The organism is Sphingomonas telluris (assembly GCF_022568775.1).
GTDB classification, from domain to species: domain Bacteria; phylum Pseudomonadota; class Alphaproteobacteria; order Sphingomonadales; family Sphingomonadaceae; genus Sphingomicrobium; species Sphingomicrobium telluris.
Window position 1 is genome coordinate 865,948 of the sequence record NZ_JAKZHW010000001.1, and the last position, 15,302, is coordinate 881,249.

A 15,302-nucleotide genomic window follows, 5' to 3' on the forward strand; every position below is an offset into this window, starting at 1 on the left:
GGTGCAAGCATCAACGTCGTCCCTTGTTTGACGGCACAACCGTAACGGACTTGCTTTGTTCCGCGTCGCCGGTCTGCCAAGTTGCTGGGACGGAACAATGTTCCTGCTTTGTTCCTTCAAGTCAAGAGCCAAAATGGATCTATGTCCGATCCCCAGGCCAAGCCCTTGAAAGCACGGCGCGCTTCGGCTAGGGGCGCGGCCATCCCACAGGCGGAGCTAACATACCGGTGCCGGCCGTAAGGCTGGTTACACGGCTCCGCTGAGGCAGAACCGGAAGGAGAAAGACTATGGCGGCCACGGTCGTCACCATGCAGCAATTGCTCGAAGCCGGAGCGCACTTCGGCCACCAGACCCACCGTTGGAACCCGCGGATGAAGCCGTACATTTTCGGCGACCGCAACGGTGTCCACATCATCGACTTGTCGCAGACGGTGCCGCTGTTCGCGCGCGCTCTCGACTTCGTCACCCAGACCGTCCAGCGCGGCGGCAAGGTGCTGTTCGTCGGCACCAAGCGCCAGGCGCAGGATGCGGTGGCCGAGGCGGCCAAGGCTTCGGGCCAGCACTTCGTGAACCATCGTTGGCTCGGCGGCATGCTGACCAACTGGAAGACGATCTCGAACTCGATCAAGCGGCTGAAGACCCTTGAGGAGCAGCTGTCGGGCGACACCGCCGGCCTCACCAAGAAGGAAGTCCTCCAGCTGACCCGCGAGCGCGACAAGCTCGAGAAGTCGCTCGGCGGCATCCGCGACATGGGCGGCCTTCCTGACATCATGTTCGTGGTCGACACGAACAAGGAAGAGCTGGCCATCAAGGAAGCGAACGTCCTGGGCATCCCGGTCGTCGCGATCCTCGATTCGAACAGCGATCCGAGCGGCATCGCCTTCCCGGTTCCGGGCAATGACGACGCCAGCCGCGCGATCCGCCTGTACACGGACGCAGTTGCCGAAGCCGTCAGCAACGGCCGCACCGGCAACGCGGCAGCGCGTGGCGAAGACGTCGGCGCCATGGCCGAGCCGCCGGCGGAGGCCGCGCTCGAAGCTTGATTCTGTGCTCCCCGCGAAATGCGGGGAGCCAGTTCCTATATCAAGGCGTGATGGGCCCCTCATGGAAGGGGCGCTTAGAGGGATTAGACAAATGGCTGAGATTACGGCCGCGACCGTAAAGGAACTCCGCGAGCGCACTGGCGCCGGGATGATGGACTGCAAGAAGGCGCTCGCCGAAGCCAATGGCGAGATGGAAGCCGCGATCGATTGGCTGCGCGCCAAGGGTCTCGCTGCTGCCGCCAAGAAGGCTGGCCGCACGGCCGCTGAAGGCCTCGTCGGCGTTGCCGTCGCGGGCAACCGCGGCGCCGTAGTCGAGGTGAACTCGGAGACGGACTTCGTCGCCAAGAACGAGATCTTCCAGGATTTCGTCCGCAACGTCGCGCAGATCGCGCTCGACAAGGGCTCGGACGTGGAGGCGCTCGGCGCTGCTGCGTATCCGACGGGTGGAACGGTTGCCGAGACGCTGACCGACAACATCGCGAAGATTGGCGAAAACCAGTCGCTGCGTCGCGCTGCAGTCGTGGAAGTCAGCGAAGGCGTGATCGTGCCTTACGTGCACAACCAGGTCGTTCCGGGCCTCGGCAAGATCGGCGTGCTCGTCGCTCTCGAGAGCGCGGCTCCGGCCGAAACGCTGAACGCTCTCGGCAAGCAGATCGCCATGCACGTTGCTGCTGCGAACCCGCTGGCGCTGAATGCCGACGAGCTCGATCCGGCGCTCATCGAGCGTGAGCGCTCGATCGCGATGGAAAAGGCGAAGGAAAGCGGCAAGCCGCAGAACATCGTCGAGAAGATGGTCGAAGGCGGTCTTGCGAAATTCCGCAAGGACAGCGCGCTCCTGTCGCAGCTGTTCGTGATGGACAACAAGACCCCGGTTGCCGAGGTCGTTGCCCAGGCGGCGAAGGAAGCCGGCACGGGCATCGTGCTGAAGGGCTTCACCCGCTTTCAGCTCGGCGAGGGCATCGAGAAGAAGCAGGAAGACTTCGCGGCGGAAGTCGCGGCCGCTGCCGGCACCTCGAAGGCCGAACCGGTCGCCTAAGACACAGGTTCGCTGTTGGAAAATGGGGCGGGCGCGCTAAAGCGTGTCCGCCCTTTCCATATCTCAAGGACGTGCCCACCGCATGACCCGCCCTCGCTTCAACCGGATCCTGCTGAAACTCTCGGGCGAAGCGCTGATGGGGCAGGGGCAGTTCGGCATCGATCCGGAAGCGGCCGCCGGGCTAGCGAGCGAGATCGCGGCCGCCAAGGGCAAGGGCCATGAGCTCTGCCTGGTGGTCGGCGGCGGCAACATCTTCCGCGGCATGGCGGCGGCAGCACGGGGCTTCGACCGCGCCACGGCCGACTACATGGGCATGCTTGCGACGGTGATGAATGCGCTGGCGCTGCAGAACGCACTCGAGAAGCAGGGTGTCGACACGCGGGTGATGTCCGCAATTCCGATGGCGAGCGTGTCGGAGCCCTACATTCGCCGGCGTGCTCTTCGGCACTTAGAGAAGGGGCGCATCGTCCTGTTCGCGGCGGGCACCGGCAATCCGTACTTCACCACGGACACGGCAGCGGCGCTTCGTGCGGCAGAGATGGGTTGCGACGCGCTCTTCAAGGGCACCAGCGTCGACGGCATCTACACGGCCGACCCCAAGAAGGCGGCGGACGCCCAGCGGTATGACAAGCTCAGCTTCAACAAGGTGTTGAGCGACGACCTTAAGGTCATGGATGCGGCGGCGGTTGCGCTTTGCCGCGACAATAATATTCCGATCGTGGTCTTCAACATCCGTCAGACGGGCAACCTCGCAGAGGTGATCGAGGGCGGTGGAACGGCCACCATCGTGCAAGGGGAGCAAGCATGACGACGACCATGGACAAATCCGACATCCAGCGCCGGATGCATGGCGCGGTGGAAGCGCTAAAGCACGACCTCGGGGGCCTGCGCACGGGCCGCGCGTCGACTGCTCTGCTCGATCCCATTCAGGTCGAGGTTTACGGCTCCAACATGCCGCTAAACCAGGTCGCGACCGTTGCCGTGCCGGAGCCGCGGATGCTCTCCGTGCAGGTTTGGGACCGCTCGAACGTGAGCCCGGTCGAGAAGGCCATCCGTTCCGCGGGTCTCGGGCTGAATCCGATCACCGACGGGCAGACGATCCGTCTGCCAATCCCGGAGCTGACGGAAGAGCGCCGCAAAGAGCTCGCAAAGCTTGTCGGCCAATACGCTGAGAAGGCGAAAATTGCGGTCCGCAACGTCCGCCGCGACGGCATGGAGCATCTCAAGGCCGACGAGAAGAAGCACGAGATCAGCGAGGACGAGCGCAAGCGCCTCGAGAATGAGGTGCAGAAGCTAACGGACGACACGATCAAGGAGATCGACGAAGCCGCTCAGACGAAGGAAAAGGAAATCCTCGGCAAGTGAGCCCTGCCGCCGCGCCGAAGGACGCTGGGCGGGCGGCCAACCAAGGTGGCTCGCCGCCGCGCCACGTCGCCATCATCATGGATGGCAATGGCCGCTGGGCGAAGCAGCGCGGCCTGCCGCGCGTCGCCGGGCACAAGGCGGGGGCGGAGGCTGTTCGCCGGACGCTGCGGGCAGCCGTCAAGAACGGCATTGAAGTCCTTACGCTCTATGCCTTTTCTTCCGAGAACTGGCGGCGGACGGAGGAGGAGGTTTCCGACCTCAAGGGCCTGCTCGGCTATTATTTGGAGCGCGAGCTGGATTCGCTTGCGAAGGAAGGCGTGCAGCTTCGGCTGATCGGCGATTATCGCGCTTTCGGGCCTGATCTCAGCCAACGGCTCGAGCGGGCCGTGGAAAAGCTGAAGGGGAACAGCCGGCTGACGCTGGTCGTGGCGTTGAACTACGGATCGCGCGCCGAAATTGCCGAGGCGGCTCGAAATCTCGCAGGCAAAGCTGCCGCTGGTGAGATCGACCCGGTGTCGATCGACGAACACTTGCTTGGCGAGCAGTTGCAGACGCACGACCTTCCGGAACTGGACCTCCTCATCAGGACTTCTGGAGAAGTGCGCCTCTCGAACTTCCTGCTGTGGCAGGCCGCCTATGCCGAGCTTGTGTTCACGCCGACGCTGTGGCCGGACTTCGGCGAGGAGGGACTTGTAGAGGCCATCCACCAGTTCGCCGCGCGGGAACGGCGCTTCGGAGGCCGGTGAACGAACTGACTACCCGCATCGTCTCCGGCGTCGTCATGATCGCGATCGCGCTCATGGCGGCGATCGTGGGCGGCTATTACTTCGCCGTGATGGTGGCCGCGCTCGCCACGGGCATGTTCTACGAATGGATGCGGATAACCCGCGGCTGGGGTTTTGGCTGGTCGGTAGCCGGCTTCGTCTACTGCCTGCTTCCGGCACTGGCGCTCCTCTGGATCCGCGACCGCAGCGGGGACCAAGGACTTAACCTCCTGCTCTGGGTTTTCATCGTGACCTGGTCGACGGACATCGGGGCCTATTTTGCGGGACGTCGCTTCGGCAAGCGCAAGCTCGCGCCCACGATCAGTCCCAATAAGACCGTCGAGGGCTTATGGGGTGGAGTTGCGGCGGCGGCATTGCTCGGAGGGGCCTGGGTCTGGGCGACCGGTCTGCATCCAGCGTTCCTGGTTCTTGCGCCGATCCTCGCTGCCGCGGCGCAGGGAGGTGATCTGTTCGAGAGTGGTCTCAAGCGCAGGGCAGGAGTGAAGGACTCCGGCGACTGGCTTCCCGGGCATGGCGGCCTTCTGGACCGGCTTGACGGGCTCGTGCCGGTGGCAGTCCTGACCTCTGTCGCCGTGCTTGCAGGGGCGGTGTGAAGAAGCTTTCCATCCTCGGCGCGACGGGGTCGATCGGGAAATCGACGCTCGATCTGGTTGAGCGCTCCCCTGAGGACTTTGAAGTCGTTGCACTGACGGCGGCTTCGAACGTCGCAGCATTGGCGGATGCGGCGCGTCGGACCAGTGCCAAGCTCGCGGTGATTGCCGACGGGGGCCGCCTGCAGGACCTGGATGACGCCCTTCGGGGCAGCGGCTGCCGCACCGCCGCTGGGCAGGAGGGCTTGGTTGAAGCGGCGACAGGCGAAGCTGAGCTGGTCATGGCGGCCATCGTCGGTTGTGCCGGACTGATGCCGACCATGGCCGCGGTTGAGGCCGGAAAGACCGTTGCACTCGCCAACAAGGAAGCACTCGTGACTGCCGGTGCCCTGATGACCGAGGCGGCTGCTCGTCACAATGCGACCTTGCTGCCTGTCGACAGCGAACATAACGCGATTTTCCAGTGTCTTGCCGGTAGCTCCAGCAATCACGTGGCAAGGATCATCCTGACCGCCAGCGGCGGCCCCTTCCTCTCCACGACCGCTGAGCAGATGCGTTCGGTCACGCCGGCGCAGGCGGTTGCACACCCTAAGTGGACCATGGGCGCGAAGATCTCCGTCGATTCCGCGACGCTGATGAACAAGGGCCTCGAGTTGATAGAGGCGCATTATCTGTTCGGCCTTCCGTCGGAGCGGATCGACGTTCTGGTGCACCCGCAGTCGGTCGTTCATTCGCTCGTCGAATTCGTGGACGGATCAGTGCTGGCGCAGCTGGGTTCGCCGGACATGCGCATTCCCATCGCCCATGCGCTGGCTTGGCCCGAAAGGATAGCCACGCCCGCCCAGCGCCTCGACCTCGCAGCGATCGCGCGACTGGACTTCGAAGCGCCGGACCTCGAGCGTTTTCCTGCCCTGCGCCTGGCTCGTGAGGCGCTGGAGGCTGGCGGCTCCGCGCCGATTGTTCTGAACGCCGCCAACGAGGTCGCTGTTGCGAGCTTCCTCGATGGCCGTATTCCGTTCCCGGACATCGCTCGTCTCGTCGAGTCCGCTCTTGAGGGGAACCGCAGGAATGGGCCATCGTCGCTGCGGGATGTCATCGAAATCGACGGCGAAGTGCGTGGTGCCGTGAGCATGCAAATCGAGGAACGCTGCGTCTGATGCTTTCGCAACCGCCCGTCTGGTTCATCGTCATCGCCTTCATCTGCGCGCTCGGGCCGCTGGTGTTCATTCACGAGATGGGCCACTACCTCGTCGCCCGCTGGTTCGGCGTCGGCGCCGAGAGTTTCTCCATCGGATTCGGCCATGAGATCGCGGGTTGGACCGACAAGCGTGGGACGCGCTGGAAGGTCGGCTGGCTGCCTTTGGGCGGCTATGTGAAGTTCATCGGTGACGAGGACGTTGCGAGCGCCGCGGGGGAGAACGACAAACTCAGCGCTGAAGACAAGGCGCGGAGCTTCCACCTGCGTCCGATCTACCAGCGGTTCCTGATCGTTCTCGCGGGCCCTGTTTCCAATTTCCTTCTCGCGATCGCGATCTTTGCCGCCTTCTTCGCGACCATCGGAGCGCCGCGAACACCACCGGTTGTCGGCGCGGTCGAGAAGACGAGCGCAGCTTACGGCGCGGGCGTTCAGCCGGGCGATCGCATCGTGTCGATCGGCGGGCGCGAGATTGGGACGTTCGAGGAATTGCGGAACTACGTGTTCTTGCGTCCGGGCGAAACGGTGCCGCTGCAGATCGAGAGATCGAGCCAGACCCGGACCATCCAGGTGAAGTTGGGCGTGGACGAAGAGGTCGATCGTTTCGGTCAGAAGTATCGCCGCGGCCTGCTTGGAGTAACTCCCGCGGGGCTAGTTTACGAAAGGCCTTCGGCCCTCGAGCTGATCCCGGCTGCCGCGAGCTACACGTGGGACATCACGCGAACGACGCTTGATGCACTCTGGCAGATGCTCAGCGGACGACGTTCAGTGAAGGAGCTCGGCGGCTTCCTGAAGATCGCCCAGGTGGCCGGTCAGCAGGCGAGCACCGGGCCGATCGCCTTCATCAGCCTCATCGCTTTGCTCTCAATTAATCTCGGATTCATCAACCTCTTGCCAGTCCCGATGCTGGATGGTGGACATCTCCTATTCTATTCCATCGAGGCCGTTCAGCAGCGTCCCGTCAGCGCGCGAGCGCAGGACTGGGCTTTTCGGGGTGGCCTGGCCGTCATTCTCGCCCTTTTCCTTTTCACGACCGTCAACGATCTGGGGTCGTTCGGCCTGTGGGAAAGGCTTGGGCGCTTGATTGGCTAGGTCGGTTAGGGCAGGGCTGCACACCATCTTCGCGGACCGCTAGGAGCGGCCGCTGATTCTTGCACAAAAAGGGCGGGGAGCTCGTGGTTTCAAAGCGTCGGAATATTGGAAATCGCGCAAGCGCGGTCTTCCTGGTCGGAACCATCCTCGGTGGCTGGTCTGCGCCCCTCCTTGCCCAGCAAGCTGACCCGCTCGCTGCACAGCCGGAGCAAGGCGCTCCCGCACCAGCTCAAACGCCGCCTGCGGCGCCGACGCCCGCGCAGACTGCGCCAGCGCAGGGCCAAGCTCCGGCGGCCGGCCAGCCTGCCCCGCTTCCGCCCGCTCCCGTGGCGCGGCCGGCAGCGTCTGGGGTCATACGCTCCATCGCGGTGCGCGGAAGCCAGCGGCTCGAGCCGGAAACGATCCGCGCCTATGCGAACCTTGCTCCGGGCCAGACCTATACGGCTGAGACGCTCGATGCCGCGCTGAAAGACCTCTACGCGACGGAGCTTTTCTCCGACGTCGTCATCACCGGCGCCGAGACTGGTGCGATCGTGATCACCGTCCAGGAAAATCCGGTCATCAACCGCATCATCCTGGAAGGGAACAAGCGGATCAAGGACGACAAGATCGTCCCCGAGATCAAGCTGAAGCCGCGCGAGATCTTTACGCGGTCGAAGGTGCGCGCGGACGTCGACCGCATCATCGAGCTGTACAAGCGCCAGGGCCGTTTCGCCGCGCGCGTCGAGCCCAAGATCGTCAACCTCGAGCAGAACCGCGTCGACCTCGTCTTCGAGATCTACGAAGGCGACAAGTCCAAGGTTCGCAGCATCAACATCATCGGAAACAACGCCTTCGGAGACGATCGTCTGCGCAAGGAGATGTTCACTCGCCAGGCCGGCGGCCCGCTCGGCTTCCTAAAGTCCAACGATAGCTACGATCCTGACCGGCTCGCAGCCGACCAGCAGAAGCTTCGCGCGTTCTACCTGACGCAGGGCTATGCCGATTTCCGCGTCGTTTCGGCTCTTGCCGAGCTGACCCCGGATCGCCGCGACTTTGTCATCACCTACGTGATCGAGGAAGGTCCGCGGTACAAGTTCGGTACGGTGCAGGCGGAGAGCGCCCTTCGCGACCTCCCGAACGAGCGGATCGTCGAGGGCGTGAAGATCAAGTCGGGCGACTGGTTCAACGCCAAGCAGGTCGAGGACGCAGTCACCAAGCTGAGCGAAGAAGCGGGCAACCTCGGTTACGCGTTCGCCGACATCAATCCGTCGTACGACCGCGATGCCGAGAAGCGCTTGATGAATATCACGTTCCGCGTCGGCGAAACCCCGCGTGTCTACGTCGAGCGCATCGACATTCAGGGCAACACCGCGACCCGCGACAAGGTCATTCGCCGCGAGTTCCGCATCAACGAAGGCGACGCCTTTAACGCCCTGAAGGTAAAGCGCTCACAGGACCGACTTCAGTCGCTCGGCTTCTTCCAGGAAAATCTGGAGATCAAGCAGACCGAAGGCTCGACGCCCGATCGCGTCGTCCTGGGCGTCAACGTCGAAGAGAAATCGACGGGCGAATTGCAGCTGTCAGCAGGCTATTCGAGCCTCGAACAGTTCATTCTGTCCGCCTCGATCGCCCAGCGCAATTTCATGGGCAAGGGCCAGATCCTTCAGGCCGGCGTGAACTGGTCGCGCTATTCGAAGTCGATCCAGCTCGGCATCGACGAGCCTTACTTCCTCGACAAGAACATCCTCGTAGGCGGCGACATCTTCCGTCAGGATTACAACAGCTTCAACTATATCGGTAACGACCGAAACACGACCTACTCGCAGACGAGCACGGGTACGCGGCTCCGCCTCGGTTTCCCGGTCAACGAATATGTGTCGTTCGGGACCCGCTACTCCCTCGTCATGGACAATATCACGCTCGACGAGAGCACGTTCTTCACCGACCCGGACCTGGTCACCGATCCTGACGGCTCTGGACCGCTCACGGGCAGCAACGGACCGCTCCCGCCGGTCTGCGACCCGCGCAAGGCCGGTACGTACCTTTGCAACGAGCTCGGCAAGCGCCTGACTTCGGCGGTTGGCTACTCGGTCATCTTCAACAATGCGAACGGCATCCATCCGACGCAGGGCCAGGTTGCCTCGTTCTCGCAGGACTTCGCGGGCCTCGGCGGCGACGTGAAGTACATCCGTACCCGCGTGAACGGCACCAAGTACTGGTCGCTCGGACTGCTGGGCGGGGGATGGGTGTTCTCGGCGCACGCTGAAGGCGGGTACATCCACCCGCTGGAGAAGGCGCCGGGTGTGAACGAGGACGCCGTCCGGATCACGGACCGCTTCTTCGGAACGCAGCTACGCGGCTTCGACATTCGCGGCATCGGTCCGCGCGTCATCCGCGAGCAGTACAATTCCGACGGCACCATCAACACGGACTCCAATGTCGTGAGCGATGCCCTCGGCGGCCGGGCCTATTACATGGGCCGGCTCGAACTCGAGTTCCCGGTCAGCTCGACGCTCAAGAGCTTCGGGTTAAGACCGTCCGCCTTCATCGATGTCGGTTCGGTGTGGAACCTGGTTAAGCCAACCACACTCGACATCCTGAAGTTCTGCTCGGCAGCAGGACAGCCGGTGCGCAGCATCTTCGGGAGCAACAGCAATACAAGCTGCACGCAGTTCAACACGGGCGGCGCGACGGGATATGCGGATGACGCAACTCATGCCGCGCCGGGCTATCGGGAGAGCTTCGTTGGCAACTCCGCCAGGCCGCGTCTCTCCGTCGGTATTGGCGTCAACTGGGTTTCGCCATTCGGCCCGCTTCGGATCGACCTCGCAAAGGCGCTCATGAAGCAGGATGGCGACGAAACAAAATTGTTCAGCTTCAACGTAGGAACACAATTCTGATGAAGACAATTGCTTTGGCTGCGGCTTTCGCAGCGACGATTCTCACTCCGACTGTCGCCAGTGCCCAGGCTATTCCGGGTGCGGTGGTCGCGGTCGTGGACCTCGAGAAGGTCACCGGACAGTGCACCGCCTGCAAGACGGCAACTGCCGCTCTTCAGGGCCAGGTCAATGCGCTGAAGGCTCGCGAGCAGGCGCTTGCGGCTCCGCTGCAGACCGAAGGCAAGGCCATTCAGGCGTCGATCGATGCTCTGAAGGGTGCCGAGCCCGACGCAGCCCTCCAGGCTCGCGTGAAGGCCTTCCAGACCAAGCAACAGACCGGAGCCCAGGAGCTCCAGCGCCAGCAGGTCCAGATCCAGCGCAACCAAGCCTACATCTCGCAGCAGATCCAGACCAAGCTCGGCCCGATCTACCAGCAGGTGATGCAGCGCCGTGGCGCCAACGTCATGGTCGAAGTCGGCAACACGCTTGCGACGGGCGCCGCGCTCGACGTCAGCAACGACGTCCTCGCCGCGCTGAACGCCGCTCTGCCGAGCGTTTCGACGACGGCTCCGGCGCAGGCTGCTCCTGCGCAGCAGCAGCCGCAGGGCCGCTAAGCGAATGACGGACAGCGCCGCCATCGGCCCGCTCGATATCAAGCGAGTGATGGCGGCGCTTCCGCATCGTTACCCGATGCTGTTGGTCGATCGGGTCGAAAGCATCGTCCCCGACCAATCTATCACAGCCATCAAGGCGGTGACGATCAATGAGAGCTTCTTCCAGGGGCACTTCCCGGGACGGCCGATCATGCCTGGCGTGCTGATCGTGGAAGCCCTGGCTCAAGCCGCAGGCGTGCTAGCGGTCGAGTCCCTCGGCCTCGCGAACTCGGGGAAGCTCGTTTACTTCATGGCGATCGAAGGCGCTAAGTTCCGCCAGCCGGTGGAGCCCGGCGTTCTTCTCAAGCTCGACGTCGAATTCACCCAAAAGCGCGCCAGCGTGTGCAAGTTCGCGGGCCGCGCCAGCATCGAGGGCAAGCTGGCCGCCGAAGCGCAATTCACCGCGATGATCGCCGATCCGCCGCAGGGCTGATCCGCCAACCCTCTCCGCTGCTTTCGATCCGGAACGCATCCGCCAGCTCAGGTGAGTGCATCAGCTCCATTGGTGTGCGGTCCGCGGCGACAGTTCCCTCGTTGACCAGGATCGCGCGATCGAACGCTCGCATTTGCGCGAGATCGTGGAGCGAGGCGAGAACCGCGCAGCCGTATACCGTGGCCTCACGAACGATCTGCAGCGTCTTGATCACCCAATAGGGATCTAGGTTTGAGAGCGGCTCGTCGAGCAGCAAGACCTGTGGCTTGGCCGCGAGGGCGCGGGCTAGCAACACTCGCGACCGCTCGCCGGTGGAGAGCGAGTTCACGGGCCGGTTGGCCAGAGGATCGAGTTCGAGAAGCTCGATCAATTCGTCCACGCGCTCCGGATCGCGAGTGGGTAGGCCTAGTCCGATCACGTCGCGCGCGTTGATGGGCCAGACGAGGCCCCGCGTCGCGGGCAGGAACGACAAGAGATGCATCCGGCGTGCCGGACTTGCCGACGCAATATCCTCGCCGTCGATACTCACCCCGCCACTGTCCAGTTCGATCCCGGCGAGCGCCCGCAAGAGGCTCGTCTTGCCCGCGCCATTGGGTCCGACGACCGCAACCATTTGCCCAGCGTCGACCTCAAGGTCCGCCGGGCTCAGGCGCCCGTCGATCGCCACTTGCTGCGCCTTGAGCAGGGGCGTCATGACGTCACGCTTCGGCGCATCCGAACGACGATCCAGATGAACAGCGGGGTTCCCAGCACCGTCGTCACGACCCCGACCGGAATGATGCGCCCCGCAGGACCAGTCCGCACCAGCAGGTCGGCAAGCAAGAGAAGCAGCGCTCCGACCGCGGCTGCCGGCGCTAAAGCCTTACCGGGATGTCCGCGCGTCATCTGCCTGGCGACGTACGGCGCGATCAGGCCGACGAAAGCGAGGGCGCCGCACACGGACACGCAGGCGCCGACAGCGATTGCGCTCAGCGCCACGACCTCCAGCGCGAGCCGGCGCGGATGGTAGCCCACGGAGGCGGCGACATCGTCGCCAAGCGCGAGCATATCGAGCGGGCCTCCAAGCCGCGCCAGGAACAGGCATGAAGTCGCTGCAGGCACGAGCGCCACTGCCGCCTGCGGCAGGCTACGATCGACGAAGCTGCCCATCAGCCATTCGAAGCTGTCGTAGAAAGCGAACGGAGAGGGGGCGAGCGCCAGCAGGAGGCTTGTTCCAGCGCCTGCTGCCAGCGCGATGGCAATCCCTGCGAGCAGAAGTGTTGCGGGATCGCTTCGGCGCCCTGCAAGCGCGAACAGCGCGAGAAGCGCCAATGCCGCGCCCGCCGCCCCGCACGCGGCCAACGTCAGTGGACTAGTGACGCCTAGCCAATAGCTGCCCGCGACGGCTCCAAGCGCGGCCCCGCTGCTGCTTCCAGTAATGTCAGGCGAAGCGAGCGGATTGGCGAACGTCGCCTGCAGAGCCGCGCCGGTCATTCCGAGCACCGCACCATACCCCACGGCGAGGAGGGTTCGGGGCAGGCGCAATTGCTCGATCAACTGCCAGGCGAGGTTCGGATCGGCGCGCTTCAGCTCGAGGATGCTCTCGAGAGGCAGCAGGAGATGAAGAACTGCGGCCAGCGCGAGAGCGCAAAGGAGGAGCCAGGTGCTTTTCACCGCAATTGCGCTCTCAGCCGCTCGACTTCACCGATCAAAAGAGGCCCCATGCAGGTCCAGGCCCGGCCATCGGCCGAAACGCGTTTGGCCTTTACATTCCGTACGATGGGATGATTGAGCCACACAGCCCCTCGCGACATTTGGGCGGAGCGATATCGGCTTTCGACCAAGACAGAGGGCGGCCGAACGAGGAGCGTCTCGAGCGACACACGGTCGCCGCTCAACGCGCGCTGACGGATGCCGGCGAGGCGCAGCCATTCTGACCCCGCAGACGGCACCGACAGGGTCGACCCGCCGCTTCCAAGCCAAATGCCGTCCGTGAACGCTTTCGGCGCCGTGGCCCGCAGGCGAGTGAGCCGCGACTGCCAGGCAGCCGCTCGGCTCGGGTCGCCCAAAGCCTGAGCAACCCTCGCGAGGTTGGCGGACACGTCGTTGACCGACATCGCCGGCGGAAGGTCCACTACCTTCATCCCCAGCCGCCCTGCGATCAGAGACGTGGCGCGTCCGCCGCCGCCCACCGTCAGTACGACGTCCGGCTTTGCGGCGAGAACGTCTTCCAGCGACCCGCGGTTGGGTCGATGGCCTCGTGCGAGCCTCCACAAGGGCGATTCCTGCGGATCCTGCGACAGGAAGCTGACGCTGGCGATCTCCTGTGGCCTGGCGAGCAACAAGAGATATTCGTCCGTGCACAGGTTCAGGGAGGCGACGCTAAGAGCGGCTGCCAAGGCGGATGCCGGCATAGAGGCTCCTTCCTTCCGTGCGATAGCCCAAGGCATCCTGATACTTCGCGTCGAAGGCATTGGCTGCACGCGCGAACAGCTGCACCCCGGGATGCACTTCATAAGCAATCCGCGCGCCGGCCAACCAGTAGGCGCCCAGCTTGACCCGCTGGAACGGGAACACCTCGAAGTCGGTGTCGGCCCGCTCGCCCGTGTAGGCAATCGAAGCGCCGTAGAGGACATGGCCGACTTGCCCATCGGCGGTTACCGAGCCGCTGTGCTTGGGCCGGCGAGCCTCGCGCACATTGGACCGGAGATCGCTGCGCTCTGTGGCCTTCAGGTAAGCATAGTTGGCCGAGAGCCGAAGTTCCGAGCCCAGAGTCCAGTCCGCAGCCGCTTCGATGCCCGAGCGATTGCTTTTCTCCGAACGGTTGATGGTGCTCGACAGGAAGGTGGCCGGATCGAACACGTCGACGATCTCGTCCCGCAGGCGCTGGCGATAGGCAGTCAACGAAGTTCCGAACGCGCCCTTCCGAAATCGCACCGAACCTTCGAATCCGCGAGAACTCTCCGGCTTAAGCGACGGATTTCCGACAAAGGAGTTGGGAAAGAAGCCGTACAGGTCGAAGAAGGTGGGCTGTGCAATCCCTTCGCCGTAGGAGGCCGCGATCGAGAAGCCCCCGCCGACTTTCGCGAGCACAGAGGCCCGAACAGTGGTGGCGTCCTCAAACCGGTTGAACCAGTCACGTCGCAGGGCGAGGTCGGTGACTACCGGGCCCGCGTCCGTGCGCCACTCCAGCGTTCCCGCCTGGTGCTTGCGGTCACGGTCCTGGTTGGTGGCTCCGCCGTAGATGGTGTCGCTGGCCTTGAAGTCCTCCGACTCATGGTCGAACGCGAGGATCAGCCGATGATGAAGCTTGCCCGTCTGGAAGACATGCTCGACCTGAGCATCTACCGTCGCCCTGCGACCGGACGTGAGGTTGATCTCGTCCTCATCGAGGAAGTTGCGGTTCCGCGATTCGAGCAACGATACGCCCAGCCGCGCATGCCAGTCCGATTGCCGCGAACCGTACTCGCCCCACACCCGGCCCGCGAGGAGGCGATTGCGACTGTTGTCGAGCGTGTCGTCGTGACGGCCGAAGTCATCGAAACCATCGAAGTCGCTCCGACCTGACAGCGCAAAGCCTGCGACACCCAGCTGCAGGCCTGGCGCGGCGTTCCAGGTGCCGCGGGCACGTCCAGAGAGGTTACGATACCCATCCTTGTCCCCCGGACCGTTGACCGCGTTGATGCCATCGGCCCGCTGCCATCCGACCGCAGCGGCGAGATTGGTGCGATCGTTGGCAAGCGCTCCCGAGGTCGAAGCACGGCGAAAGCCGAAGGAACCCAGCTCGGCGGTACCGTCGCCGCCCGTGTCCGGCGCCTGCACGCCATCGATGGCGATCACGCCGCCGACGGCCTCCGATCCCCACAGGGCCGATTGCGGGCCTCTCACGACCTCGATGCGAGACGCGAGGTCGGCGTTCAGAAGCTCATAGCGGGGCTGGTTGCCCGTCGCGGGATCGTTGGCCCGGATGCCATCTATGAATAATAGGGTGTGGTTGTTCTCCGCGCCCCGGATACGAACTTCCGTCAGTGATCCCGCAGGCCCCGACGTCGCGACGGAGACGGATGGGGTGAGGCGCAGGACCGAAGAGACCAGTGGGTCGCCCAGCAGCTCGACTTGCTGGCCGTCGATTACGCTCACGCTGGCTGGCGTGTCTGCCGCGTTCTCCGGCGCGCGCTCGGCCGTAACGACGATCTCGGTGGGTGGAACTGCGTCGATCATGTCATCCTCCTTGCTGTGACGAACCTGTCGTCACGGAGGATGCGCGGCC

The 15,302-nt window shown here is 64.1% G+C and carries 15 protein-coding genes; 11 read left to right on the forward strand and 4 right to left on the reverse strand.

The window, feature by feature from the left end:
* The first annotated feature begins 287 nt into the window (after positions 1-287).
* From rpsB to fabZ, 11 genes are all read left to right on the forward strand, one after another.
* Positions 288-1,043 carry a 30S ribosomal protein S2 gene (gene rpsB / locus LZ016_RS04425; RefSeq protein WP_241446104.1) on the forward strand — a complete coding sequence of 252 codons (756 nt, stop codon included), beginning with the start codon at positions 288-290 and terminating at the stop codon, positions 1,041-1,043.
* 91 nt (positions 1,044-1,134) lie between these two features.
* Complete coding sequence (tsf, locus tag LZ016_RS04430; RefSeq protein ID WP_241446105.1) at positions 1,135-2,079, forward strand: translation elongation factor Ts; 945 nt, start codon at positions 1,135-1,137, stop codon at positions 2,077-2,079.
* An 82-nt stretch (positions 2,080-2,161) separates the two neighbouring features.
* Positions 2,162-2,887 (forward strand): UMP kinase, encoded by a 726-nt coding sequence (gene pyrH / locus LZ016_RS04435; RefSeq protein WP_241446106.1) that lies wholly within the window; start codon positions 2,162-2,164, stop codon positions 2,885-2,887.
* 8 nt (positions 2,888-2,895) lie between these two features.
* Complete coding sequence (gene frr, locus LZ016_RS04440) at positions 2,896-3,444, forward strand: ribosome recycling factor (protein WP_241447455.1); 549 nt, start codon at positions 2,896-2,898, stop codon at positions 3,442-3,444.
* Complete coding sequence (gene uppS, locus LZ016_RS04445; RefSeq protein WP_436286342.1) at positions 3,441-4,190, forward strand: polyprenyl diphosphate synthase; 750 nt, start codon at positions 3,441-3,443, stop codon at positions 4,188-4,190. The genes frr and uppS overlap by 4 nt, the downstream gene beginning before the upstream one ends.
* Positions 4,187-4,822, forward strand: coding sequence for a phosphatidate cytidylyltransferase (locus LZ016_RS04450; protein WP_241446107.1), 636 nt, complete (start codon positions 4,187-4,189; stop codon positions 4,820-4,822). Before uppS ends, LZ016_RS04450 begins: the two co-directional genes overlap by 4 nt.
* Complete coding sequence (locus tag LZ016_RS04455) at positions 4,819-5,976, forward strand: 1-deoxy-D-xylulose-5-phosphate reductoisomerase (RefSeq protein ID WP_241446108.1); 1,158 nt, start codon at positions 4,819-4,821, stop codon at positions 5,974-5,976. Before LZ016_RS04450 ends, LZ016_RS04455 begins: the two co-directional genes overlap by 4 nt.
* Positions 5,976-7,106: an RIP metalloprotease RseP gene (gene rseP, locus LZ016_RS04460; RefSeq protein WP_241446109.1), complete on the forward strand. Its 1,131-nt coding sequence runs from the start codon at positions 5,976-5,978 to the stop codon at positions 7,104-7,106. The genes LZ016_RS04455 and rseP overlap by 1 nt, the downstream gene beginning before the upstream one ends.
* Before the next feature lie 83 nt (positions 7,107-7,189).
* On the forward strand, positions 7,190-9,988 hold the full coding sequence (gene bamA / locus LZ016_RS04465; RefSeq protein WP_241446110.1) for an outer membrane protein assembly factor BamA: 2,799 nt from the start codon (positions 7,190-7,192) through the stop codon (positions 9,986-9,988).
* Positions 9,988-10,581 carry an OmpH/Skp family outer membrane protein gene (locus LZ016_RS04470; protein WP_241446111.1) on the forward strand — a complete coding sequence of 198 codons (594 nt, stop codon included), beginning with the start codon at positions 9,988-9,990 and terminating at the stop codon, positions 10,579-10,581. Before bamA ends, LZ016_RS04470 begins: the two co-directional genes overlap by 1 nt.
* 4 nt (positions 10,582-10,585) lie before the next feature.
* Positions 10,586-11,053 carry a 3-hydroxyacyl-ACP dehydratase FabZ gene (gene fabZ / locus LZ016_RS04475; RefSeq protein WP_241446112.1) on the forward strand — a complete coding sequence of 156 codons (468 nt, stop codon included), beginning with the start codon at positions 10,586-10,588 and terminating at the stop codon, positions 11,051-11,053.
* Here fabZ and LZ016_RS04480 read toward each other — a convergent pair.
* From LZ016_RS04480 to LZ016_RS04495, 4 genes are read right to left on the reverse strand one after another with little or no spacing between them, the layout of a single operon-like run.
* Complete coding sequence (locus tag LZ016_RS04480) at positions 11,019-11,747, reverse strand: ABC transporter ATP-binding protein (RefSeq protein ID WP_241446113.1); 729 nt, start codon at positions 11,745-11,747, stop codon at positions 11,019-11,021. The genes fabZ and LZ016_RS04480 overlap by 35 nt on opposite strands.
* On the reverse strand, positions 11,744-12,706 hold the full coding sequence (locus LZ016_RS04485) for a FecCD family ABC transporter permease (protein WP_241446114.1): 963 nt from the start codon (positions 12,704-12,706) through the stop codon (positions 11,744-11,746). Before LZ016_RS04485 ends, LZ016_RS04480 begins: the two co-directional genes overlap by 4 nt.
* Positions 12,703-13,446: an ABC transporter substrate-binding protein gene (locus LZ016_RS04490; protein ID WP_241446115.1), complete on the reverse strand. Its 744-nt coding sequence runs from the start codon at positions 13,444-13,446 to the stop codon at positions 12,703-12,705. The genes LZ016_RS04485 and LZ016_RS04490 overlap by 4 nt, the downstream gene beginning before the upstream one ends.
* Positions 13,415-15,253 (reverse strand): TonB-dependent receptor plug domain-containing protein, encoded by a 1,839-nt coding sequence (locus LZ016_RS04495; RefSeq protein WP_241446116.1) that lies wholly within the window; start codon positions 15,251-15,253, stop codon positions 13,415-13,417. The genes LZ016_RS04490 and LZ016_RS04495 overlap by 32 nt, the downstream gene beginning before the upstream one ends.
* Between the last annotated feature and the right edge of the window lie 49 nt (positions 15,254-15,302).